This is a genomic window from Streptomyces sp. NRRL B-3229, assembly GCF_000719505.1.
Taxonomy (GTDB): domain Bacteria; phylum Actinomycetota; class Actinomycetes; order Streptomycetales; family Streptomycetaceae; genus Streptomyces; species Streptomyces griseorubiginosus.
Genome location: NZ_JOGP01000009.1, coordinates 96,012 through 118,852 on the forward strand (window position 1 = coordinate 96,012; position 22,841 = coordinate 118,852).

19 protein-coding genes, 2 tRNA genes and 1 pseudogene are annotated in these 22,841 nt (G+C 69.6%); 9 read left to right on the top strand and 13 right to left on the bottom strand.

Annotated features, from left to right (window positions below):
- Window positions 1–66 precede the first annotated feature (66 nt).
- Window positions 67–384 (bottom strand): hypothetical protein, encoded by a 318-nt coding sequence (locus IF54_RS39625; RefSeq protein ID WP_037820094.1) that lies wholly within the window; start codon window positions 382–384, stop codon window positions 67–69.
- Between the two features lie 535 nt (window positions 385–919).
- Between IF54_RS39625 and IF54_RS0116855 the strand changes: the two genes are divergently transcribed.
- A complete protein-coding gene (locus IF54_RS0116855) occupies window positions 920–1,393 on the top strand; it encodes a lamin tail domain-containing protein (protein WP_030319312.1) in 474 nt (157 codons plus the stop codon).
- 495 nt (window positions 1,394–1,888) lie between these two features.
- On the opposite strand, the gene IF54_RS0116860 is transcribed toward IF54_RS0116855, so the two are convergent.
- Together IF54_RS0116860 and IF54_RS0116865 are read right to left on the bottom strand one after the other, a co-directional pair.
- Window positions 1,889–2,224 carry a hypothetical protein gene (locus IF54_RS0116860; RefSeq protein ID WP_030319313.1) on the bottom strand — a complete coding sequence of 112 codons (336 nt, stop codon included), beginning with the start codon at window positions 2,222–2,224 and terminating at the stop codon, window positions 1,889–1,891.
- Window positions 2,224–2,625 (bottom strand): hypothetical protein, encoded by a 402-nt coding sequence (locus IF54_RS0116865; RefSeq protein ID WP_030319318.1) that lies wholly within the window; start codon window positions 2,623–2,625, stop codon window positions 2,224–2,226. The genes IF54_RS0116860 and IF54_RS0116865 overlap by 1 nt, the downstream gene beginning before the upstream one ends.
- A 215-nt stretch (window positions 2,626–2,840) precedes the next feature.
- Here IF54_RS0116865 and IF54_RS0116870 point away from each other — a divergent pair, with 215 nt between their 5' ends.
- On the top strand, window positions 2,841–3,149 hold the full coding sequence (locus tag IF54_RS0116870) for a hypothetical protein (RefSeq protein ID WP_051735459.1): 309 nt from the start codon (window positions 2,841–2,843) through the stop codon (window positions 3,147–3,149).
- 244 nt (window positions 3,150–3,393) lie between these two features.
- Here the strand turns inward: IF54_RS0116870 and IF54_RS0116875 are convergent, their stop codons facing one another.
- Window positions 3,394–3,750: a hypothetical protein gene (locus tag IF54_RS0116875; protein WP_030319322.1), complete on the bottom strand. Its 357-nt coding sequence runs from the start codon at window positions 3,748–3,750 to the stop codon at window positions 3,394–3,396.
- A 358-nt stretch (window positions 3,751–4,108) separates the two neighbouring features.
- Here IF54_RS0116875 and IF54_RS41175 point away from each other — a divergent pair, with 358 nt between their 5' ends.
- The 3 genes and pseudogenes from IF54_RS41175 to IF54_RS0116880 all read left to right on the top strand — a co-directional run.
- A complete protein-coding gene (locus tag IF54_RS41175; protein WP_159002145.1) occupies window positions 4,109–5,248 on the top strand; it encodes a DUF262 domain-containing protein in 1,140 nt (379 codons plus the stop codon).
- Between the two features lie 7 nt (window positions 5,249–5,255).
- Entirely contained in the window at window positions 5,256–5,978 is a 723-nt protein-coding gene (locus tag IF54_RS42710) for a HEPN domain-containing protein (protein ID WP_267884959.1), read from the top strand.
- A 521-nt stretch (window positions 5,979–6,499) separates the two neighbouring features.
- Window positions 6,500–7,402, top strand: a pseudogene (locus IF54_RS0116880) (site-specific integrase); the annotation flags it as partial.
- Between the two features lie 83 nt (window positions 7,403–7,485).
- On the opposite strand, the gene IF54_RS0116885 reads toward IF54_RS0116880, so the two are convergent.
- Window positions 7,486–7,558, bottom strand: a tRNA-Arg gene (locus tag IF54_RS0116885).
- 187 nt (window positions 7,559–7,745) lie between these two features.
- Window positions 7,746–7,836: transfer RNA gene (locus IF54_RS0116890), tRNA-Ser, on the bottom strand.
- Window positions 7,837–7,989: 153 nt separating this feature from the next.
- Here IF54_RS0116890 and IF54_RS0116895 point away from each other — a divergent pair.
- Window positions 7,990–8,457, top strand: a complete 468-nt coding sequence (locus tag IF54_RS0116895; protein WP_030319324.1) for an SSI family serine proteinase inhibitor — start codon at window positions 7,990–7,992, stop codon at window positions 8,455–8,457.
- Between the two features lie 183 nt (window positions 8,458–8,640).
- Window positions 8,641–13,383: a PAS domain-containing protein gene (locus IF54_RS0116900; protein WP_234438994.1), complete on the top strand. Its 4,743-nt coding sequence runs from the start codon at window positions 8,641–8,643 to the stop codon at window positions 13,381–13,383.
- Window positions 13,384–13,661: 278 nt separating this feature from the next.
- On the opposite strand, the gene IF54_RS0116905 is transcribed toward IF54_RS0116900, so the two are convergent.
- Complete coding sequence (locus IF54_RS0116905; protein ID WP_030319329.1) at window positions 13,662–14,246, bottom strand: TetR family transcriptional regulator; 585 nt, start codon at window positions 14,244–14,246, stop codon at window positions 13,662–13,664.
- Window positions 14,247–14,380: 134 nt separating this feature from the next.
- Here IF54_RS0116905 and IF54_RS0116910 point away from each other — a divergent pair, with 134 nt between their 5' ends.
- On the top strand, window positions 14,381–15,574 hold the full coding sequence (locus IF54_RS0116910; protein WP_030319331.1) for an MFS transporter: 1,194 nt from the start codon (window positions 14,381–14,383) through the stop codon (window positions 15,572–15,574).
- 95 nt (window positions 15,575–15,669) lie between these two features.
- On the opposite strand, the gene IF54_RS0116915 is transcribed toward IF54_RS0116910, so the two are convergent.
- The 6 genes from IF54_RS0116915 to IF54_RS0116940 all read right to left on the bottom strand — a co-directional run bounded on the left by IF54_RS0116915 (window position 15,670) and on the right by IF54_RS0116940 (window position 21,427).
- Entirely contained in the window at window positions 15,670–17,346 is a 1,677-nt protein-coding gene (locus IF54_RS0116915) for a long-chain fatty acid--CoA ligase (protein WP_030319333.1), read from the bottom strand.
- A gap of 243 nt (window positions 17,347–17,589) precedes the next feature.
- Window positions 17,590–18,147, bottom strand: a complete 558-nt coding sequence (locus tag IF54_RS0116920) for a SigE family RNA polymerase sigma factor (protein ID WP_020134048.1) — start codon at window positions 18,145–18,147, stop codon at window positions 17,590–17,592.
- Between the two features lie 146 nt (window positions 18,148–18,293).
- On the bottom strand, window positions 18,294–19,460 hold the full coding sequence (locus IF54_RS0116925) for a lipid-transfer protein (RefSeq protein WP_030319335.1): 1,167 nt from the start codon (window positions 19,458–19,460) through the stop codon (window positions 18,294–18,296).
- The gene (locus IF54_RS0116930) at window positions 19,457–19,846 is read right to left on the bottom strand and encodes a MaoC family dehydratase (protein WP_030319340.1); all 390 of its coding nucleotides are present in this window, start codon (window positions 19,844–19,846) and stop codon (window positions 19,457–19,459) included. The genes IF54_RS0116925 and IF54_RS0116930 overlap by 4 nt, the downstream gene beginning before the upstream one ends.
- A complete protein-coding gene (locus tag IF54_RS0116935) occupies window positions 19,843–20,832 on the bottom strand; it encodes a bifunctional MaoC family dehydratase N-terminal/OB-fold nucleic acid binding domain-containing protein (protein ID WP_030319343.1) in 990 nt (329 codons plus the stop codon). Before IF54_RS0116935 ends, IF54_RS0116930 begins: the two co-directional genes overlap by 4 nt.
- A 280-nt stretch (window positions 20,833–21,112) precedes the next feature.
- On the bottom strand, window positions 21,113–21,427 hold the full coding sequence (locus tag IF54_RS0116940) for a hypothetical protein (protein ID WP_030319346.1): 315 nt from the start codon (window positions 21,425–21,427) through the stop codon (window positions 21,113–21,115).
- A gap of 348 nt (window positions 21,428–21,775) precedes the next feature.
- On the opposite strand from IF54_RS0116940, the gene IF54_RS0116945 reads away from it, so the two are divergent.
- On the top strand, window positions 21,776–22,645 hold the full coding sequence (locus tag IF54_RS0116945) for a bifunctional DNA primase/polymerase (protein ID WP_030319348.1): 870 nt from the start codon (window positions 21,776–21,778) through the stop codon (window positions 22,643–22,645).
- The last annotated feature ends 196 nt before the right edge of the window (window positions 22,646–22,841 follow it).

Genomic DNA, 22,841 nt, shown 5'->3' on the forward strand with positions numbered 1-22,841 from the left:
TGCCCGGCGCTCGGTTCTGGGTCTGTCCGCGTGCAGCGGGACGGGCTCCGCGTGCTTCTGCCCGCTTCACGAGGTGTGGTTCAGCCAGCGTTGCAGGGTGGTGTTGATACTGGCGGGCAGGGCGCTGAGCTGGTCGATGGCGTCGCGGTCCTCGGGCCGCGGGGGGATACCGGCGGTGGTCAGCGTGGCGTGCAGGGCCAGGCGACGCTGGTCGCGGGGGTCGAAGAGGGTGTTGAGGCGCTCGGAGGGGTTGGGCGGCGGGAGCAGGTAGTCCATGTCCTGCCCTGCTGAGGCTGCGGCCGGAGGCCAGGTGGTCTGCGCCGGGTCGACGGCGTAGGGGTCGACGAAGGTCTGCGGTGTGTGGTGGTCCAGAGCGATGGTCATGTCGGTCTCCTCCAGCAGCGGGTGGATGTGCGAAGGGAGAGCCCTCCCTGCCCGTCGGCGGTTGCGGCTGCCGGGCGACATCACGCCGACGGCGTCATCGGCGGCTCATCGTCTTCTCCGACCAACACAGCAGCACGCCGGCCGCGCGTGACCAGCCGCTCGTAGGCGCCGACGCCGGGAAGAGGCCGGAGCTGTTACGCACTTTCGGGTGGCGGGTGAGCGGCTGCTGGGGTGGCGCGTCCCGGCGATCGCGGCGGCCGGCCAAGGACCCGTACGGCGAGTTGGGGTGGCGGGGCGTCAACTTCGTGCATATGGCGCATGAATGGACGTTACAGGCGAGAGTCACGACAAGATGGGCGAACGGTAACGGAGCACCCGTAAAGCGTTCACACCCTGCACGCCGGGGCCATGGTGTGGATGCGCGGCCAAGCCGGCCGCCACCCGCACACCGCACCAGCCCGTCCCGCCCGGCCCGCAAAGGCCCAGGGACGGCCGGGTGCCCGTACAGCCTGGGGGCCTTGTGTCTTCTTCCACGGTGACCGCCCGTCGTCTGTCCGCCGCCGCTCTCGCGGCCGCCGCGATCGTCGGGGCGGTGGCGCTGCCGGCGTCGGCCGCCGACCACGCCCGGCCCGACCGGCCGAAGGTGGAGATCAGCTCGGTCCAGTACGACTCGCCCGGCCCCGAGGACCGCTCGCGGCGCTCGCTGAACAAGGAGTGGGTGGAGCTCACCAACACCACACGCCACACGGTCAACCTCGACGGCTGGACCCTGACGAACGAGGACGGCCGCACCTACACCTTCGACCACTACCGCCTTGAGGGCCGCGCCACCGTCCGCATCCACACCGGCGAGGGCCGCGACACCGACAGCGACCTGTACATGGACCGCCACAACTACGTGTGGGACAACTACTCCGACACCGCCACCCTGCGCAACGACCACGACCGCTTCATCGACGCCGCCTCCTGGGGCGGCCGCCACCACCACGGTGGCCACCACCACCACTGACCGCTCTCTCGCCTGCGGCATGACGTGACGGCGAGGGTGTAGGGCGTGCTCCGGCCGGCCCGTCCTGACTGGCCCTGCACTGAGCCCCACGGACGCCCCTCGCTCTCACAGATACGGCTGTGGCCCTGACCGGCTCACCGGTCAGGGCCACAGCCGCGCTCAGGAGCTTCCAGGAGGCGTACGGGTCGGCGGTCAACCTCGTTCGCAAGGCTCGACTCGCAGCACTCAGCGTTCGACCGTGTCGGCGATGCGTTGAGGGGTAAAGACGGTTGCCGTCAAACACCGCCGTCAAGGCAAAAAGCAGAGGCCCTGTGGATCACTCCACAGGGCCTCTGACGTGCTGTGCACTCGGCAGGATTCGAACCTGCAACCTTCTGATCCGTAGCTCTACAGAGATCGGTCAGTGGAGGTCATATAGGTTGCCCGAGGGCCCATGCGAGCCGGTGTGAAGTGCTGCCGGTTGCTGGGGTTGCTGTACTTCGCTGCTTTACCGCATCACAGGTCCACTCGGGACTCCCTATCGCGGCTTCCCCGTCGCAGGACGACGTACGCCGGCCTGAACGGCAGACTGCGAAGGGTCGGCTCCATGACCTTGAAGAGAGCTTCGGCGTCCGCTCCGTAGGCGAATAGCTCAACCTCGCCTCCACCGAACCCGTTCCCGTCGACCTCACCGACCCCCACCTCCTCGACCGCGGCAGCCATGGCCCGCTCGGCGTCGAAAATCGCTTGGCGCTCGGTTCGTGAGCCGTACTGATCGTCACTCAGCCGGTACTGGGCGATGACTGCATGTTCCGGCTTCTCGGGCTCGGGGAGATCGAAGAGCGTCAGCATCACCACTTCCGCCACCGATCCGTAATCTGGTACCTGCCGAGGCCATGACGAGAGGTCAGCGCGATGACGTCGACGCCGTGCTCGATCAGCGACTGATCAATGTAGTCGCACAACAGTTCACGCTCATCAGTCTCATAGGCGCTTCCGTGGTGGGCCTCGTCCACGGCGTTCAGGGCCAGGACAACGCGTTCCACAACACCCAAGACCTCCGTATCGTCCATCGCAGCCAGGCCGACAAGGTCCTGTTCGAAGGCGTCGAGGACGACTTCTGTCTCCGTCAGCAAGTCTTCAGGAAACAGTTCGGCCATGCATCCGCACTCCGGATCCAGGGTGCCGGCGGCGAGCTCGCCAGCTTCCTCGGCAATGCCCTCGCGCCACACCGTCGTAGGTCTCTCAGCCATGGAGCGGACCGTACAGCGCACGTCTGACACCGAGACTGAACAGCCAGGCGCCACGTCCGCAAGTCTGATGCCGGTGCACGCGGCGCTGCTGCGCCGCCGAACAGACGGCCTTGATCACTCTTCCCCGAGGCGTCGCGATCTCGTAGGGTCCGGTCATTGGAGACCGGCTCTGGGGGCGTGTGGCTGTGCCTGTGGCTCGGAGCCGTGTCCTGCGCGTGATCCGCGGCGTGGGCTCTTTCTTGAAAGAACTCTTGGGTGAGATCGCTGGGGAAGTGGTGCTGACGGTGATCGCCTGCCTTGCCATGGCAGGTGTGGCTCTGGCGTTCGTCTGGGGATGGGAGCGCAGCCCACTCATCACCGGCGGTATAGGTAGCGCCTTGCTGGCCTTCCTCGGCTATGGCGGCTGGGAGCTATTTCGTCCCGCCAAGCCAGGGCGGCGCCAACGACTGGCCGGCATGACGGCCACCACGTTCGCTGCGGCAGCCCTGTTCTTCGCCTACACCTGGTCCTGCAACTGCTCTTGAATGGCCAGGCTTGACCATCGCCGTAGGGGATGGAGCGCGGACTTCTTCGTCCCGAAGCAACTTGGGTGGGGGAGCTGCCTTGGGCTGGTGCGGCGCTCACCTGCACTGATGGTCCGTAGGCGTTCGCGCCGGTTCGCCGGTCTTCGTCGACGTTGTCACGCAGTTAGACACTCACTGGCTGGGCGCCCGATGCCCCATCTCTGGCTCGGAGCGGACCCGGCACATCCTCGTACCCACCTGCGCGTCAACGGTCCTTGCCGAGAGTGGGAAGGCCGCCGCGGAAGGGGTGGTATGCGGAGCCGTTCGCACGAGGTGTGATGCCAAGCTTCTTCTTCAGCGCGGTCAGGCGTTCCGCGTCCGCGGCTGCCTGCTGGGCCTCGTCCTGGGCCGCCCGTAGCCGTGCGGCCTCCGTGTCGATTTCCTCTGTCTCGTGGAGGAATCCGAGTCCCCAGAGCCGGTACCGTTCGGCCGCCTCGATGTTGCCGCTCTCGAGCGCCCTGCGCTGCTGCGCTTCGAAGTGCCGGACCGTCCTGACGCAGAAGGCGTGCCGGCTTTTGCCGATCCAGGTCTTCCCCGACATGGTGTTGTCGCTGGCTCCCATGGTCCCCCCCCTCGACGCCTATGACGGATCGTAGGCGCCTCACGGTCACGGGAGGTCACTTTTGTGGATCTGCGTGAAGCGAGCATCGATGGGCTTGAGGCTCGGAGGACCGCCCTCCTCCTGAGTGGTCATCCACGGCGTGACTTCGGTGGTAGGAACGGATCAAGGCATCAGTCCACAAGCCCCTCAGGGCATGAACGTCTCTCCTCGCTTCGCTGTGGCACCCCGAAGCTGGTCGCTCATCGTCCTGAGCGCAGAACGGTAATGCAGAGCAGCGCCCAAGTTCTCCTGCACTATCGGACTCTGATGCTCTACGATGTTGGTCACTTTTGATGAGCCGTCAGGTGGCAGGGGAACAATGGAGCAGATCGAGTTTGAATCCAACAGCAGTCGGGATATCGAGGAGTCTGAAGATCAACTCGATTCTGAATACGAAGAAGACCCGGTCGGCTTTTGGGAGGCTAAGCAGAGAGATCTACTCACAAGCGTCCTGGACTACAATTTGCGCTCCCTGACAGACTTGGTGAAGAATAAGCAAATCGACCTTTCTCCTAATTATCAGCGCCGAAATAGGTGGAAGGATGATCGGAAGTCTCAATTGATTGAGTCTTTCTTGATGAACGTCCCGATCCCAAATATCTTCCTGAATGAAGACGCCTATGGCCACTATTCGGTCATCGACGGAAAGCAGCGCCTGACCGCAATCAGCGACTTTCTTTTCGGGCGATTTGCGCTTACGGGTCTGACGGTTTTTGGAGAAGCCAACGGTCTGCGATTTGATGAGCTACCCACAACGCTTCAAACCATCCTCGAGACGCGTGCCAACTTGCGAGCGGTTATCATTCTTCGCCAGTCCGACCCTGATATTAAGTATCAGGTCTTCCAGCGTTTGAATACTGGCGGCATTCGACTCAATCCTCAAGAGATCAGAAACAGTGCCTGGCCGGGCAAGTTGAACGACATGATTCTGGAAGAGTCAGTTACGAGCGACTTTCATAAGCTGCTCGGAATTCGAGACAAGAATCGGTCTGCTATTTACAGTGAGATGCGGGACGCGGAGTTTGTCTTGCGGTACCTCACATTTCGGCAAAATTGGGATACTTTCGCTGGCGGAATGGGTCGTAAGCTCGATACCTTCATGGCTACTAATCATGATATGCCTGCCGAAGAGGTGGAGGATTCTAGGTCCCACTTTCGTGCTGCTGTCAGGAAGGCAAGAGCAGCATTTGGCGAAAATGCCTTCCAGCGGTGGTCTCCCGAAAAGCAGTCCTGGCGTCGGCAGGTGCTCGCCTCTTTGTACGACGCCGAAATTTTTGCCGTCAGCCAGTTCTCCGAGGAAACCTTGCGCGAGCACAGCGTAGAGATTATTGCAGGAGTTCAAGAACTCTTCTCGAACTCAAAATTCCGTCGAGCCGTCGACGCTGCCACTAATACCCCCAGCTACTTCCGTGATCGAATTAACATGATGCGGGACATGATCAGCGAAAAGGTTGGTTGATGTCGCGATGGGGGCGCTGGCTACATTTCACGCTGGGGCGCAAGCGGTGCAGGCGCTGATTGCTCTCGAATCTGTGTATCCGGATCCTCCAGACAGCCTAGAGTTGCCCAAGGTGTCAGCGCTTCGAGGTGCTTGCACGGTGCTTACGGTGGCATCTTTCGAGAAGTTTCTGCGAGACCTGTTCGAGGAAGAATTGGACCGACTTCGCACCGCAAAAATCCCGATGGGATTGCTCCCCAAGAAGCTGCAAGTTGAGGCCTCCTTCGCTTCGCTCGAGCTTGCACTCAAAGGTGACTTTTCCACTAAGGGCATGGATCGCGAGCTGCGGTTGGCTAATGTCTTGACTGCGGCGAAGCTTTTGGCCAAGGATAGCTTTGAGCCAAAGGCCCTAGCTGCGACGAATAGCAACCCGGACGCGGCTTGCGTTAAACGGATGTTCAAGTCAGTCGGAATCTCTGAGATCTTCCAGACTTGCAATGGTGAATTCACCAAGCATTGGGGTCGTCAAGAGGTTTCTGGATTCGAAAGTCAAAAACTCGACAGCATCCTCGATTCCAGGCATCAGGTGGCGCATACGGCGCAAGCTATGCACATATCTCGGCCAGAACTCAGCTACAATTTGAGGTTCGTCGAGGTTCTCACGCGAGTGCTCCATGCGCAGTTGAGTCAGTACGTTGATGGGATCATCGCGGGCGCTCAGAGTCCACCGCTATCTCCGTCGGGACCTTGATTACAGGTCGGTGGAGCGGCTTTGGGGTGGCGCTGCTTTGGCGCGAGTGATCATGGCCCCGTAAGCTTCCGGCGCGTCGGGCAGTCTGTGGACCTGCCCGCTAAAGCACGACGTTGGGGCCATGATCTTTGGCTCGCGCCAAAGTGGCTCCGTAAAGCCGTGGAGCCGACCGCCCCAGCCACGACGTACCTCTTCTCTGGCGTCAGGTGGCTGCATGCTTTGAGCGCGGCACGGGTGCTGGCCGGGCTGGAGCGGGGCGGAGACAGGAGCGCAGGCCCGGCCGGGGCCGGGCCGCGCGCGGGGAGCGGAGCGAGCCGCCTTGAACTAGTAGAGAAGGTTGTAACTCAGTCGGATTCCTGGGGTACCGGATCATCCTGCTGTCATGGCCCGACGGTGGCGCGTAGCCCCACGGATGCGCATCTGTCTCATTGGACGCACCCTGAGCTTGTGAACGGCGGGAGCTCTGCCGGTCGGCAGCCAGAAGCTTGGGCCCAGCTATGACCACGGGCCATCCAGGACGAAGGGACGTACGCGAGTGGCTGACCAAGCTGGCCGGCATCTGCCAGTGCTGCGCGCAGGGTAAGGACGCCAAGCGGCCGAAAGATCGGCAGCGTTGCTGTGCGGTCGGTGAGTGCTGTGAGGCGTATCCCTCCCGGCGCGTGGTCCAGGCCGCCCGTGATGCCCTGCGCGCCGCGCTCACCCACGCGGTGACCGAGGAGGAGATCCACAAGAACGTCGCCTCTCTGGTCAAGGTCCCGAAGCCTCGTCGTCGCCGGATCAAGCCGTGGTCCGTCGTCGAAGCGGGCCGCTTCCTCGCCGACTCCCTCTCCCGGGAAGATCCCCTGTTCGCGGCCTGGGTGCTCGTGCTGTGCCTCGGCCTGCGTCGGGGTGAGGTTCTGGGACTCACTTGGAAGTCGATCGACTTCGGGACCTGCGAGTTGTACGTGGATCACCAGATCCAGCGGGCAGGCCGTCAGATCCTCCATCGCGAGACCAAGACGGAGGAGTCGGACGACTTCCTTCCCCTCCCGGAGTTCTGCCTCAGGGCACTGCGTATGCGGCGCGCTCAGCAGGATGGGGATCGGAAGGCGGCCGGGGAGCTCTGGCAGGACACTCGGGGCCTGGTCTTCACCACGAAGTACGGGACGCCCATCGAGCCGGGCAACCTCACCCGCATGTTCGCCCTGCGCGCCCGCCGTGTCGGCCTCCGGGTGATCCCGCTCCGGAACACGCGGCACACGTGCAGCTCGCTCCTGGTCGCCCTCAAGGTCCATCCGAAGGTTGCTCAGCGCATCCTCCGGCACTCGCAGATCGCCATGACGATGGAGGTCTACGCGGAAGCGAGCGAGGAGGAGGTGCGGGCCGCGCTCGGCAAGCTGTCCGCCGCGATGGGCGGCACCGGCACTGACGACAACACCGGCTGATCTCGACCCGTTGCTGTACTCCGCTGCTGTACAGCACGAAAAAGGCCCCTCGGGAGTGATCCTGAGGGGCCTTTGACCTGCTGTGCACTCGGCAGGATTCGAACCTGCAACCTTCTGATCCGTAGTCAGATGCTCTATCCGTTAAGCTACGAGTGCTTGTTCTGTTTTTTCGCCGCTCCCCGCCCTTTCGGGCCGCTCGCGGCGACAGGAAGAACATTACATGACTGCCGCTCGCATGTGAAATCCGTTTGCCGTACCCCTTGTGAGCTGCGGAAACACCCATCTGGGGCAGGGACCACGACGAAGCCCCGGTCCACTGGACCGGGGCTTCGGTGATCTTGCGCGGAGGCGGAGGGATTTGAACCCTCGATGGGATGTAAGTCCCAAACCGCATTAGCAGTGCGGCGCCATAGACCGGACTAGGCGACGCCTCCCGCACAGCCGCCCGCGCGAGCGCGAGTGGTGCGTGCAGATGATGACACAGCCGAAGGTCGCGCCACCAATCGGCACCCACGGTACTAGGCGGGCGGCGCCCAGGGCAAAGTGCTTCCGCGCAACGTACGGCCCCGCCCGGCGTTAGTCAGGGCATGTCACACGTCAGTCAGCGCACCTCGCACGTCACCCGGTTCCGCCGGCTGGCCCGGCTGGGTCCGCTCCCCCTCTTCCTCGCCGCCCTCGCCCCCGCGACCGCCTCGGCGGCCACCGGCGGCGACCACCTCGTCGTCACCGTCCGGGACGCGGGCGAAAAAAGTGCCACCTATGAAGTGAGCTGCCCCCCGGGCACCGCCTCCGGGCCCGGCACCCACCCCGACCTCCCCGGCGCCTGCGCCGCCCTCGAGCGCAACACCCGGTGGGGGCGCGACACCTTCGCGCCCGTCCCCGAGGGCAGCGTCTGCACCATGCTCTACGGCGGCCCCGCGACCGCCCACGTCACGGGCACCTGGGCCGGGCGCCCCGTGGACGCGCGGTTCGACCGGAGCAACGGGTGCGAGACAGCGCGCTGGGACCGCTTCGTGCCGCTGCTCCCCGACATGGGCACCCACTCCGGCGCCTAGCCTCCAAGACGGCCTCCCAGGATGCGGTCACACGTTCTACTTCACTTCGTCGTGCGACCTCCCTCTCATCCGGCTCCCCCGCACAACCGCTGCGCTTAGACTCCCTCGCGTGACACGTCGCGGGCCCCTTGGCAAGATGGCCCGAGCGGTCGGCAAGGTGCGGTAACAGGGAGGAAGCGTCTCGTGAGCAGCAGGCCATCCCGAGGCGCTGCTCGCCTCGCAGCCATACTCGACGCGCTTCCCGACGCGTTGGTGCTGGTCAACGCCAATGGGACCGTCGTCAACGCCAACACCATCGCCCTGGAGGCGTTCGAGGCGCCGGGGACGGCACTGGTGGGGCGGGGGCTCCTCGATCTGCTCCCCGAGTTCGACTCGCGGCTCATCCCTGGCTCCATGCGCCGGCCCGACCACATGGACCCCCGCGGGCGCACCAAGCCGACCCGGATGGTGGCCAGGAGGACCGACGGAACCGAGTTCCCCGTCGAGGTCACCAGCGCCAACCTGGAGAACGGCCAGCAGGCCTACGACGGTTACGGCTACAGCGGCGACGAACTGCTCATGCTCGTCGTACGCGACCTGACCGGGACCGTCGACACCGAGGCCGAGCTGGCGCGGTCGCAGCGGCAGACCGAGATGATCCTGCGGGCCGCGGCCGAGGGAGTCGTCGGCACCGACACCGACGGGCGGATCGTGCTCGTCAACCCGGCCGCCGCCCAGATACTGGGTTACCGGGCCAGCGACCTCGGCGGCCGCGAGCTCCACGACCTCATCCTGCACTCCCGCGCCGACGGCACGCCCTTCTCGTACGAGGAGTCCCCGCTCGCCGACACCCTGCGCTCCGGGCGCAAGCACCGGGTGCGCGGACAGGTGCTGTGGTCCAAGAAGGGCGAGAAGGTCCCCGTCGACCTGACGACCGCGCCCGTGCGCGACGGCGACCAGCTCGTCGGCGCCGTGCTCACCTTCACCGACCGGCGGCCCTACGACGCCCTCGCCGACGAGAAGTCCGCCGCCGAGAAGGCCCACGCCGAGGAGCTGGAGCGGCTCGAGGAGGAGCACGCCTCCGAGCTGACCGCCCTGCGCCAGAAGCACATCACCGAGCTGGAGGAGCTCCAGGAGCGGCACGACGAGGAGATCGCCGCCGGCGAGGAGCGGTACGCCGCCCTCGGGGAGCGCGAGAAGGACCGCTACGAGGCCCTCGCCGGCCGGCACGACCAGCTGCTGACCCTGCTCGGGCGCTCCCTGCGCGGGCCCCTCGACGAACTGCGCCGCGAACTGTCCGCGCTCGCCGCCGACGACGCCGGACAGCTGTGGCCGGAGGCCAACCAGGTCCTGCACCACCTCTCGGCCGGCTACTCCCGCATCACCCACCTCATCGACAACGTCCTCGGCTACCAGCGGCTCGACGCGGGCGCCGACTCCGTCGTCCGCACGAACGTCATGCTCGACGCCGTCGTCGCCGCCGGTGTGGACGGCGCGGTCGAGCTGATCGGGCCGGGGCGGGTCCAGTTCGCCGTCCACGCGCCGCCCATCGAGGCCGAGGTCGACGCCCAGCGCCTCGCGACCGCCCTCGCGCACCTCATCGCGGACGTCGCCGGGGTCGACGCGACCGGGAACGCTCCCGTGTCCGCGGGCGGTTACATGGACAACACGGTCGTCGTCGCGGCCGCGCTGCGCGGTGAGAGCGTCCGTATCGAGGTGCGCGGGCCGTACGCCGGGGGTGACCCGGTGCACGAGCCGATCGTGCGCGGGATCGTGCGCGCCCACGGCGGTGTGCTCCAGACGCACGAGGTGCCGGGCATGAGCGGCAGCGCGTACGTCCTCGAAGTGCCCATCGGGGGCGGGGCCGGTGCCGTCGCGATGCCCGGACCGGCCGCGCTGGAGGCCGCACCCGTCCAGGCCGCGCCGATGGACGCCGGGTCTCCGGAGGTCCCTTCGGGGACCGATCCGGGGGAGAACTCCCCTGCCGAGGGAGGCGGGCGGCGGCGGGCCCGGCGGGCCTCCACCGACTCCTTCCTCGACGGTGACGTCCCGGCCGACGCCGACGAGTCCTCCGCGCCCACCGGGCGGCGCAGGCGGCGTGCGGCGGCCGAACAGGAACAGGCGGCCCTGGCCCTGCCCGCACAGGCCTCCGGCGAGGACGCGGACGGCGGCTCCGGGGGCACCGGCCGGCGCCGCGGACGGTCCGCCGAGGGCGCCGACGGTGCTGACGGAGGCGACGCGGGCGACGTCGGCGTGTCCGAGGGTGCCGTGATGACCGCCGCCGAGCATGCCGCGGGCTCCGCGGCGGTCGGGAGCGGTCTCGGCGGGACCGTGCCGCCGCAGGGCGTACCCGCTCCGGCCGGACGCCGGGCCCGACGCGACGGCGGCGAGCAGCACGCGCTGCCGGCTGCACTGCCCGCGGGCGGCTCCGCCGGACCGGGCCAGCAGCCCCAGGGGCAGCTCCAGATCGCCGGGCAGCCCGCGCCGGGTGACGGCACTCCGCAGCAGGACGGGCGCCGTCGGCGTGCGCTCGCCGCCGCGTCGGAGCGAGCGGCCGCACAGGAGGCGGCCCCCCGCTCGGTGTTCGCCCTCCCGCCCGCCGACGCGGACCGCCCGGCCGGGGCCGACGCCGACGCCGACGCGGCGGGACCCGTCGCGGCCCAGGGACAGCCGCTGGTGCCGGGTCAGCCGGTGGTGCCGGGTCAGCCGCTGGTGCCGGGTCAGCTTCCGGGGCAGGCTCAGGTGCTGGGGCAGGTGCCGGCTCAGGGAATGGTTCCCGGGCAGGTGCAGACTCCGGCACAGGTTCCGCAGGTGCCGGCTCCGGTCCCCGGTCATCCCGATCCGTCCGACGGTCACGGTGAGGACGGTCGGCACGACGCCGTGCCGCACGACCAGGCCGACGACCACACGCCCCCTCAGCCGCACCCGACCACCGCGCCGACGGGCCGACGCCGAAGGGCCGTCGCCCAGCCGCCCGAGCCGGGCGGTACGCCCGCACAGGGAATGCCGGCACAGGGCGTCCCCGCCCAGGCAGCCGCACCCGGTCAGGCCGTTCCAGGTCAGGCGACGCCGGGTCAGGCCATGCCCGCGGGTGTTCCCACGCCCCCTGCCCAGCAGGTCCCCGCCGCCGTGCAGCCGGTGCAGTACCCGGGTGTCCCGGTGCAGAACGCCACCGGACAGGCCGGTCTGGTCCCGCAGCCCGTCGCCGCCCCGGCCTCGCCCGTGCAGGCAGTCTCGCCGCAAGGAGCCTCACCGCAGGCAGCTGCTCCGCAGGCCACTCCTGCACAGGCAGCCCCGGCCCAACCCGTCCTCCCGCAGGGTCTCCCCGGGCAGCCCGTCCTCCCGCAGGGTGTCCCCGGGCAGCCCGGTCTCGCGCAGCCGGGTCAGCCGCTCCCCGGGCAGCCCCTCCCCGCAGAGGCGCCCCAGCAGCAGACACCGGCGCAGGCCACGCCCGTTGCCCAGCCCTGGCCCGCCGCCCAGGACACCCCCGGCGCCGGCATCGCCGTACCCCCGAACCAGCCGACCCCCCAGCCTGTGCAGGCCCCCGCGCCCGGGGCGGCCACTCCGCCGCCCGGCGTCGCGCTGCCCGCGGACGCGGCACAGGCACAGGCACAGGCACAGCAGGCGCAGGCACAAGCACTGCAAGCCCAGGCACAGGCCCAGGCACTGCAAGCCCAGGCCCAGGCACAGGCCCGAGCGGCACAACCCCAACCCCTGCCCGCCGAAGCCGCAACCTCAGCCGCCGTAGCCGCGGCCGCCGCCGGCCCCGTGGACCCCAACTCGACCCAGGGCCGGGCGATCAGCGTGCGGACGCTCGGGCAGGGTGTGCCGTTCACCCGGCAGGCGGCGCAGGTGCAGCAGCCGGGGGCGGCCACGCCTCCGCCGCACCAGTCGGGCGGTTCGGGGCGGCGGCGCAAGCTCGGTACCCGGCCCGACCCCGCGGTCGCCACCGCCCCGGAGCAGGCGGCCCGTCCGCACCCGGCGGCCGAACAGACCCCGGCGTCGGCACAGGCGGCGCAGGTGGCACAGGCGGTCCAAGCCCCCCAGCCGCAGCCCTCGTTGGCCGGCCAGTCGAGGCTCGCGCACGCCACCGAGGCGGCCGGGCGGTCGTACGCCATAGGGGCACCGGACGAGAACGCCGCCGAGGGGCCCGAGCCGCTGGACGGTCCCGGTGGGGCCGTCGAGATCCCCGACACCCCCCGGCCGCAGCCGATGGACGACGAGCTGCCCCCGGAGCCGCTGGACAACCCGCGGCGGCTGCTGGTGTGGCCCGCGCCGGACGTGACGACCCAGCAGGCGCTCAGCGACCGTGGCTACCGGCCCGTCATCGTGCAGTCGCGCGAGGAGGTCGATGCGCAGATCGCGGCCTTCCCCGCCGCGCTGTTCGTGGACCCGCTGACCGGGCCGATCACCCGCACCGCGCTCCAGTCGCTCAGGCAGGCGGCGGTGGCGTCCGAGGTGCCGATCATGGTGACCGCCGGGCTCGGACAGGCCTCGCGGGAGGCGGCGTACGGCGCCGATCCCGCCGTACTGCTGAAGGCGCTGGCACCCCGGGACAGCGAGCAGCATCCGCCGCGGGTGCTGCTGATCGAGGAGCACGCGGAGATCGCGCTGGCGCTGACCGCGACGCTGGAGCGGCGCGGGATGCAGGTCGCTCGCGCGGCGAGTGACGCCGATGCCGTGACCCTGGCCGGTCAGCTCAGGCCGAACCTTGTCGTGATGGACCTCATGCAGGTGCATCGGCGCAGGGCCGGGATCGTGGACTGGCTTCGGGCGAACGGGCAGCTCAACAGGACGCCGCTGGTCGTCTACACGGCGGCTGTGGATCAGGCCGATCTGCCTCGGCTGGCTTCCGGGGAGACGGTGCTGTTCCTCGCGGAGCGGTCGACGAGTGCGGAGGTCCAGGCGCGGATCGTGGATCTGCTGGCCAGGATCGGGACGAACTGAGGGAGCCGGCGCTTCTCGGGGAGCAGGCGCTTCCCGGGCGCCGTCCGAGGTGTCGCCTCATGTCGTCCGGCGGCTGCGGCTCCGTCGTGGCTGGTCGCGCGGTTCCTCGCGCCCCGGCAAGCCCCTGCGGGCCGCGTGAGTCCTTGCGCACCTCCTGAGAACCCCCTGCGGGCCGCGTGAGACCCTGCGCACCTCCTGAGAACCCCCTGCGGGCCGCGTGAGTCCCTCCGCACCTCCTGAGAGCCCTGCGCGCGCCCCGCACTGCGCACGCACTCCCCTTACTTGGCCACCAACCGCCGTGCCGCCTCCTTCACGGATGCCCGCAGCCGCTCCCGGTCCCCGGCCTCCCCGCCCACCAGGATCCGCTTCATCTGCGGCACCACCGCCGCCCAGTTCGCCACCGCGATCAGCAGGAACAGCAGGTCGCGCGGGGGGATCGCGTCGGTGACGACTCCGCGGGCCTGGCCGTCCTCCAGGGTGGCGACCTTCGCACGGTAGTGCTCCTGACGTTCGGCCTCGTCGGGGAGTTCGGCCGTGGCACCGTACTCCAGGCCCTCCCAGAACAGCAGGCGCAGGACCTCGGGGTGGGCCTCGTGGTAGTCCATGAGGCGATCGATCCAGTTCTCGATGTCGTCCGGGTCGACCGGGACGGCGACGGCGAGATCGAGCATGACCTTGCCGAGGACCTTGGTGAACAGCTCCGCCTTGTTGCCGAAGTAGGCGTAGATCAACTGCTTGTTCGCCTTGGCCTCGGTCGCGATGCGGTCGATGCGGGCGCCCGCGATGCCGTGCCGGGCGAACTCCGCGACCGCCGCCTCGAAGATCCGGGCCTTGGTCGCCTCAGGGTCCCTTGCTGCTGCCATGAGGGCAGGGTACGGGCGGGCGAGGCAAGTAACCAACTATTTGGTTGACAGGGAATCGAAGGGCCTCCCACACTGTTGCACTGTTCCAACCAACCAGTTAGTTGTTAGAGCAGACTCGAAGGAGTCCCCCGGTCATGCCGACAACAACCGTCACCACCGGACGGCCCGCCACGGCCCCCGCCGAGCGTGCGGGCACGTTGCTCCTCGTCCTCATCGCCGTCTGCACCGCGGTCACGGCCGCCAACATCTACCTCGCGGCCCCGCTGCTCCCCCTCATCGCCCACGACTTCGGCTCGACCGCCTCCGCGGTGGCCTGGGTCGCCTCGGTCGCGCAGTTCGGCTACGCCTTCGGACTGCTGGTCTTCGCCCCGCTCGGCGACAGCGTGAACCGGCGCCGACTGGTCGCCGTCCTCTCGCTCGTCACCACCGCGGCCCTGACCGGAGCCGCCCTCGCGACCGGCACCACCGCCCTAGCGGCCGCCGTCCTGGTCGCCTCCGCGGCCACCGTCGTTCCGCAGCTGCTGGTCCCGCTGGTCGCCCAGCGCGCCCCCGTCGACCGCCGGGCCCGGCACGTGGCCGCCGTCATCGCCGGCCTGTTCACCGGGATCGTGGCGGCCCGGGTGCTCGGCGGGCTGATCGGGCAGGCGTTCGGCTGGCGGGTGGTGTTCGTGGGCGCGGCCGTGCTGACGGCCGTCCTCGGACTCGCCACGGCCTACGCCCTGCCCGCCGAGCGGCCCCGCCGCTCCGGCCCGCTCTTCTCCGGCCTCACCACATTGCCGTCCGTCGTCCGCCGCTCACCCGACCTGTGGCGCGCGTGCGTGCGGCAGGCGGGGATGTACGGCGCCTGGAGCGCCCTGTGGACCTCGCTGGCGCTGCTGCTGACCGGCCCCTCCTACGGCCTGTCGACCGCCACCGCCGGGCTGTTCGGTCTCTTCGGGCTGGCCGCGAGCGTGGTGGCCCCGCTGGCCGGCGGGTTCGTGGACCGTTTCGGCGCCGCGACGGTCGTGCGGTCGGCGTATCTGCTCGCCGCGGTGTCCGTGCCGCTGTTCTGGCTCGGCGGGCACGCGCTGTGGGCGCTGTTCGTCGCCGCGGTCGCCGTCCACGCGGCCCTGGTCGCCTCCCACGTCGCCAACCAGACCCTCGCCCTGACCACCACCTCCACCCCGGCGACCGCCAACACGGCCTACGTCGTCGCCGGTTTCGCGGGCGGCGCGACGGCCTCCGCGCTCGCGGCCTCGGCGTTCGGCTGGTGGGGCTGGGGCGGCGTGTGCGCGGTGGCGGGGGTGTGGCTGGGGCTGGGGTGGCTGACGACTTCGGTACGGCGGTGAGGGAGACCGTACGGCGGTCAGGGCCCCCGGTTCTCGTCCGGGCGCCCTGACCGCCGCGTCCTACAGGTCTCTCGGAGCTGTACTCAGCGCTGCGCTCAGAGCTTGGTGACGTCCAGCTCGCCCTGGGCGTACTGCTTGCGCAGGACCTTTTTGTCGAACTTTCCGACGCTCGTCTTCGGCACCGCCGCGATGATCGACCAGCGCTCCGGGAGCTGCCACTTGGCGATCTTGCCCTCGGCGGCCAGGAAGGCCCGCAGGGACTCGAAGTCGGCGGTGGAGCCCTCCTTGAGGACGACCGTGGCCAGCGGGCGCTCGCCCCACTTGTCGTCGGGGACGGCGACCACGGCGGCCTCGGTGACGTCCGGGTGGGACATCAGCGCGTTCTCCAGGTCCACCGAGGAGATCCACTCGCCGCCGGACTTGATGACGTCCTTGGCGCGGTCGGTGAGGGTGAGGAAGCCGTCGGGGGAGATGGTGCCGACGTCACCGGTCTTCATCCAGCCGTCCTCGCTGAACTTGTCCGCGGGGCGCAGGGGTTCGGCCTCCGGGCCGTTGTAGTAGGCGCCCGCGATCCAGGGACCGCGGACCTCCAGCTCGCCGGCGGACTCGCCGTCCCAGGGCAGCCGCTCGCCGCCGGGGCCGGTCAGACGGGCCTCCACGGAGGCCGGGAAGCGGCCCTGGGTGAGGCGGTAGGCGAACTCCTCGGGGGTGCCGACGACATGGGCCGGCGGACGGGCGATGGTGCCGAGCGGCGAGGTCTCCGTCATGCCCCAGGCGTGGCAGACCCGCATGCCCAGCGCGTCGAAGGCCTCCATCAGGGAGGGCGGACAGGCCGAGCCGCCGATGGTGACCTGCGTGAGCGAGGAGACGTCCCGCGGCCGGGCGGTGAGCTCGGCGAGCAGGCCCTGCCAGATGGTGGGGACGGCCGCCGCGTGGGTCGGCTTCTCGCGCTCGATCATCTCGGCGAGGGGCGAGGGCTGGAGGAAGCGGTCCGGCATCAGCATGTTGACGCCGGTCATGAAGGTGGCGTGCGGCAGGCCCCAGGCGTTGACGTGGAACTGGGGCACGACGACGAGCGAGGTGTCCTGGTCGGTCAGGCCCATCGACTGGGCCATGTTGACCTGCATGGAGTGCAGATAGATCGAACGGTGGCTGTAGACCACGCCCTTGGGGTCGCCCGTGGTGCCGGAGGTGTAGCACATGGCGGCGGCCTGGCGTTCGTCCAGCTCGGGCCAGTCGTAGGCGGTGGGCCTGCCGGCCAGGAGGTCCTCGTACTCGTGCACGCGCGCGTGGGTGCCTTCGAGGGCGGTGCGGTCGCCGGGGCCCGCGACCACGACGTGCTCGACCGTCTTGAGGTGCGGGAGCAGCGGGGCGAGCAGGGGGAGCAGCGAGCCGTTGGCGATGACGACCCGGTCGGCCGCGTGGCCCACGATCCACGCCAGCTGCTCGGCGGGGAGACGGAGGTTCAGGGTGTGCAGGACCGCGCCCATGGAGGGGATCGCGAAGTACGCCTCGACATGCTCGGCGTTGTTCCACATGAGGGTCGCCACCCGCTCGTCGGCGGTGACGCCGAGGTCCTCGCGCAGGGCGTGCGCCAGCTGGGCGGCGCGGGCGCCGATCTCGGCGAAGGAGCGGCGGTGGGGCTCCGGCTCGCCGGTCCAGGTGGTCACCTGTGAGGTGCCGTGGATCGACGACCCGTGGGTCAGGATCCTGGAGATCAGCAGCGGTACGTCCTGCATGGTGCTCAGCACGGCGTCCTCCCGGGGCGACATTGCCTACGCGGTAGTAAGGGTGTGCGCCGATTCTGCGCACATACCGCGCGGTATGTCACTAGAGCCGGGCGATCGATCACGTCACGTTGTGTTCACAACGGACGGCCCGCCCCCTCGGTTCCCTACCGAGTCGGCCCCCTCGCTTCCCTACCGAGTCGGCCCCCTCGCTTCCCTACCGAGTCGGCCCCCTCGGGTCCCTACCGAGTCGGCCCCCTCGGGTCCCTGCCGCGGCCCCTTGGGTCCCTACCGGGCGAGCACCAGTTCGGGGTCCTCGCGGAGCTTGCCCAGCGCGCGGGAGACCGCGGACTTCACCGTGCCGACGGAGACGCCGAGCACCTCGGCCGTCTGCACCTCGCTGAGGTCCTCGTAGTACCTGAGGACGACCATCGCGCGCTGCCGGGCCGGCAGCTTCATGATCGCCCGCCACATGGCGTCGTGCAGGGCCTGCTGCTCGGCGGGGTCGTCCTCGCCGGGCACGGGCTCGGGCTCGGGGATCTCGTCGGTGGCGAACTCGTCGACCTTGCGCTTGCGCCACTGCGAGGTCCGCGTGTTCAGCAGGGCCCTGCGCACATAGCCGTCGAGGGCCCGGTGGTCCTCGATGCGCTCCCAGGCGACATAGGTCTTGGTCAGGGCGGTCTGCAACAGATCCTCCGCGTCGCTCGGGTTCGCGGTCAGCGACCGGGCGGTACGCAGCAGCACCGGCTGGCGGGCCTTCACGTACGAGGCGAACGAGGGGTACGCGAGGGTCTGCGTCGCCGGGACGGCGGCCTTCGAAGCGCTGGTGCAGACGGGTGTGGTCATGGCTCCACGCTAGGTTCGAGACCGCCTCCCCCTCATCGGCCACAGGTCCCGAAGACGACTCCGCCTCAGGTTGTAGAAGTGGGGCTGACTGCACCTCCTGTAGGTGGAGGACGAGGGGCGCGGTACTGCGGGTTCACCCCTGGGGGTCACCCGTCCGAGGTGAGCACCAGACCGGACGTCGGCACCCCGGTCCCCGCCGTCACCAGGACGCGTCCCGCCTGCGCCACCTGGTTCACCGCCGTCCCCCGCAGCTGGCGTACGCCTTCCGCGATGCCGTTCATCCCGTGGAGGTACGCCTCGCCGAGCTGGCCGCCGTGGGTGTTGAGCGGGACCCGGTCCTCGCGCACGAAGTCCGCCGCCTCCCCCTTCCCGCAGAAGCCGAACTCCTCCAGCTGCATCAGGACGAACGGGGTGAAGTGGTCGTAGAGGATCGCCACGTCGACGTCCGCCGGGGTGAGGCCGGAGGTGGCCCGGAGGCGGCGGGCGACGACGTTCATCTCGGGCAGGCCGGTGAGGTCGTCGCGGTAGAAGCTGGTCATCTGTTCCTGGGCCCGGCCCGCGCCCTGGGCGGCCGCCGCGATCACGGCCGGGCGCTGGGCGAGGTCACGCGCGCGTGCGAGGGACGTGACGACGATCGCCTGGCCGCCGTCGGTCTCCTGGCAGCAGTCGAGCAGCCGGAGCGGCTCGACGATCCAGCGGGAGGCCGCGTGGTCGGCGAGGGTGATGGGGCGGCCGTGGAACCAGGCCGCCGGGTTGGTGGCCGCGTACCGGCGGTCCGTCACGGCCACATGGCCGAAGGCCTCCGGGGTGAGGCCGTAGGTGTGCAGATAGCGCTGGGCCGCCATCGCCACCCAGGAGGCCGGGGTGAGCAGCCCGAAGGGGAGGGACCAGCCGAGGGCGACTCCCTCGGCGGAGGGTTCGCGGTGCTGGACCCCGGAGCCGAAGCGACGGCCCGAGCGCTCGTTGAAGGCGCGGTAGCAGACGACCACCTCGGCCACGCCCGCCGCGATCGCCAGCGCCGCCTGCTGGACGGTCGCGCAGGCCGCGCCGCCGCCGTAGTGGACCCGGGAGAAGAAGGACAGCTCACCGATCCCGCAGGCCTGGGCGACGGTGATCTCCGGGCTGGTGTCCATCGTGAAGGTGACCATGCCGTCCACGTCGGCGGGGGCGAGCCCGGCGTCGTCGAGCGCCGCGCGGACCGCCTCGGCGGCCAGTCGCAGCTCGCTGCGGCCGGAGTCCTTGGAGAACTCGGTGGCGCCGATGCCGACGATCGCGGCCTGTCCGCCGAGCCGGTCACGCGCGCGTGTGCTCATCCGGCGCTCCCCAGGGCGAGGGTGACCGTGCCCGTGACATGGTGGCCGAGGCCGTTGGCGCCCACGACACGGACGGTCGCGAGATCGCCCTCCAGGGCTTCCACGGTTCCGGTCAACACCATCGTGTCCCCGGGGTAGTTGGGCGCGCCCAGTCTGATCGCCACCTTCCTGAGCACCGCGTGCGGGCCGAAATGGTCGGTGAGGTAGCGGCCCACCAGGCCGTTCGTCGTCAGGATGTTCATGAAGACGTCCGGGGAGCCCTTGGCGCGGGCGGCCTCCGGGTCGTGGTGCACGTCCTGGTAGTCCCGGGAGGCGATGGCTCCGGCGACGATCAGGGTGCGGGTGATCGGGATCTCCAGCGGGGGAAGTTCGTCACCGGCCTTCATGCGTCCTCCTCGGCGGCCCTGAAGACGGGGAGCACCAACTCGTCGTCGTGGGAGCCGTAGGAACGGAATGCGAGCCGTACCGGCATCCCGATCCGTACCTTGTCGTACGGCGTCCCGACCACGTTGCTGATCATCCGGACGCCCTCGGCGAGTTGGACGAGGACGACGGCGTAGGGCCCCGCCGCGTCGGCGGCGTGATCGACGTCCGTGAACGCCGGGAAAGGCGGGTGGTGCATGACGACGTACGAGTACACCGTGCCCTCGCCGCTCGCCTCGACGGTGTCCCAGTCGGGCTGGCCGCAGTGGGCGCAACCGGGGAGCCAGGGGAAGCGGAGGGTGGCGCAGGCGGCGCAGCGCTGGATGAGGAGCCGGTGCTGGGCGACGCCTTCCCAGAAGCCCGCGTTGTCGCGGTTGACGACGGGGCGGGGGCGCAGGGGGCGTGATCGCTCGGAGCGCGGGCGCTCCGAAGAGGATCGCTCGGAGCGGGGCGGGGGCTGCTTCTGTCGTGCGGGGGCGTACTTGAGGATGCGGAAGCGGTGGGTGCCGACGAGGGTGTCGCCCACCCGGACGTCGGTGCGGGTGGTGACGAAGTGGCCGGTGCCGAGCTTGGTGGTCTTCCTGGCCGAGACCGACTCGATGACGGTGTCGAAGGTGATCTCGTCGCCGGGGCGCAAGGGGCGCAGGTACTCCTGCTCGCAGTCGGTGGCGACGACCGAGGTGCAGCCGGACTCGTCGAGGAGGGCGAGGAGTTCGTCGTACGCCCGCGCGCGGCCGGTGTGTCCGGTGAGACCGCCCATCGTCCAGGCCTGGAGCATGGTGGGCGGGGCGACGGCGTCGGGGCCGGCGTAGGCGGGGTTGGTGTCGCCGAGTGCCTCGCACCAGTGGCGGATCATGGGGATGTTGACGGGGTCCTTGCCGGTGGCGGCCACGGCGGCGGGGTGCCCTTCGTAGGACTTGAGCCGGGCCGTCAGGTCGTCGTCGTCCACGGGCGCACGCCTCCCTCGCTCACGAGTTTCTGACTGTCCGTCAGATGTGATGGGTTGTCAAGGTCGTTGCCACGCATGCGAACACGCCTGCGCGGCGGCACCGAAGCACCGCCGCGTGGACGTGTCACCTCCCCGAAGAGTCCCCTTGTCCCGTTGATCCACCCCCTCGTTCCGATCCCCCCTGACCGATCCCCCTCTTACCGCCCCCCTGCGGATCCCCTCCTGCCGCTCTCCCCCGTGAGCGGCCCGCCGGGGGCTCGTCAGCCCCCGCGGGTCACCGTCACCACCACAGTGGGCTGAAGTGCACGACCGTGTTGTTGTTCCCCTGGTTGACGGCCGTGAAGGCGGAGCCCTTGACCTGCGCGGTGTTGCTCTGGTTCGAGGCGCCCGAGCCGACGGCGTTCTGCTGTGTGGTGGACGCGTTGCCGTTGTTGTCGTGTCCGACACCGCTGCCCACGATGCTCGCGACCCCCACGTTCGATCCGTCGTCCGCGAAGCCGCCGTTGTCCGCCGCGGCGACGCCGGTGAAGAGCGCGGCGGCGAGCGGGAGGGCGGAGACGGCGGCGATGACGCGGGCGGTACGGATGCTTGCCATGTGTGTTTCCTCCAGAACCCGGCCTGGTGCCGGTAGTACGTCAAGTAAGGCTGTTTCCGGGGCAGTTGGCCGACCTTCCCGGTGCTGTGCACGACGTCGCGAGACCAGAGTTGCCCAGCGGATCCCCGGCGAACCAGAGCGGAAGGAGTTATTCCCCCTGAAGCGTGAGGACAAGTCGATAAACCCCTTTCGCGACTTCACCGAGCTTTTCGGGGTGGTTGGGGCACTCGGTGATCAAGCGCCCCAAGAGGCAAAGCGTTCCGGCAGATTTCCGGCCAATCGCGCGAGCCCGGCGAGTCGCGCTCGCTCACCCTTCCCTTTTTCGAACACTCGTACGAACATAGAGGCATGGCCACCACAGACCGGCAGGCCACGACGCTGGCCCTCGCACACGCCCTGTCAGCCGCCGAGCGCGGGCTGGCCGTCATCCCCCTGTCCCGCACCAAGCTCCCGGCCCTGCGCTCCCCCCACCGCGACGACCCCTCGGCCGCGCCCTGCCACGGTCAGTGCGGGGCGTTCGGACACGGGGTGTACGACGCCTCGACCGACCCCGTCCGCATCCGCGAGCTCTTCGCCGCCGCGCCCTGGGCGACCGGCTACGGCATCGCGTGCGGCCTGCCGCCCCACCATCTGATCGGCATCGACCTGGACACCAAGTCGGGCACGGACTCCTCGGCGGCCCTGCGCGAACTGGCCCTGCGCCATCTGTTCACGATCCCCGACACGGTCGTGGTCCTGACCCCGAGCGGCGGCCGCCACCTGTGGCTCACCGGCCCGCCCGACGCGGCCGTCCCCAACTCGGCCGGCCGACTGGCCCCGGGCATCGACATCAGGGGTGCCGGCGGTTACCTCGTCGGGCCCGGCTCCCGCACCGACCACGGCACCTACGGCACGGCACCGGGCACGGCCCATCTGGCCCCGGCGCCCTGCCCGCCCGCCCTGCTCCGGCTGTTGCTGCCCCCACCGCGGCCCACCCACCCCGCGACCCATCCCTCGGCGGGCGACCAGGGCCAGGGCCTGGTCCAGTTCGTCCTCGCGGCACACGAGGGCCAGCGCAACACCCGCCTGTTCTGGGCAGCCTGCCGCGCCTACGAGAACGGCATCGGCCCGGCCCTGGTCGCCCCCCTGCTCTCCGCGGCCCTCGACACGGGCCTCACAGAACGCGAGGCCCGAGCGACGATCGCTTCGGCGGCTCGGATGACGGGGCGGAGGGGGTGAGGAGGGCGGGGGCGGGCTCCGCGGAGTCGGGGGGCTCCGCGGGGCGGGGGGCTCCGCGGGGCGGGGGGCTCCGCGGGGTCGGGGGGCACTGGTGCGCCCCGGGCTCGGGGGGGGCACTGCTGTTCTCCGGCCCCTCAGGCGGCGGGGGTGAGACCTCGGGGGCGCTCATGCCCCTGAGGGGGAGCGAGTCACCGTT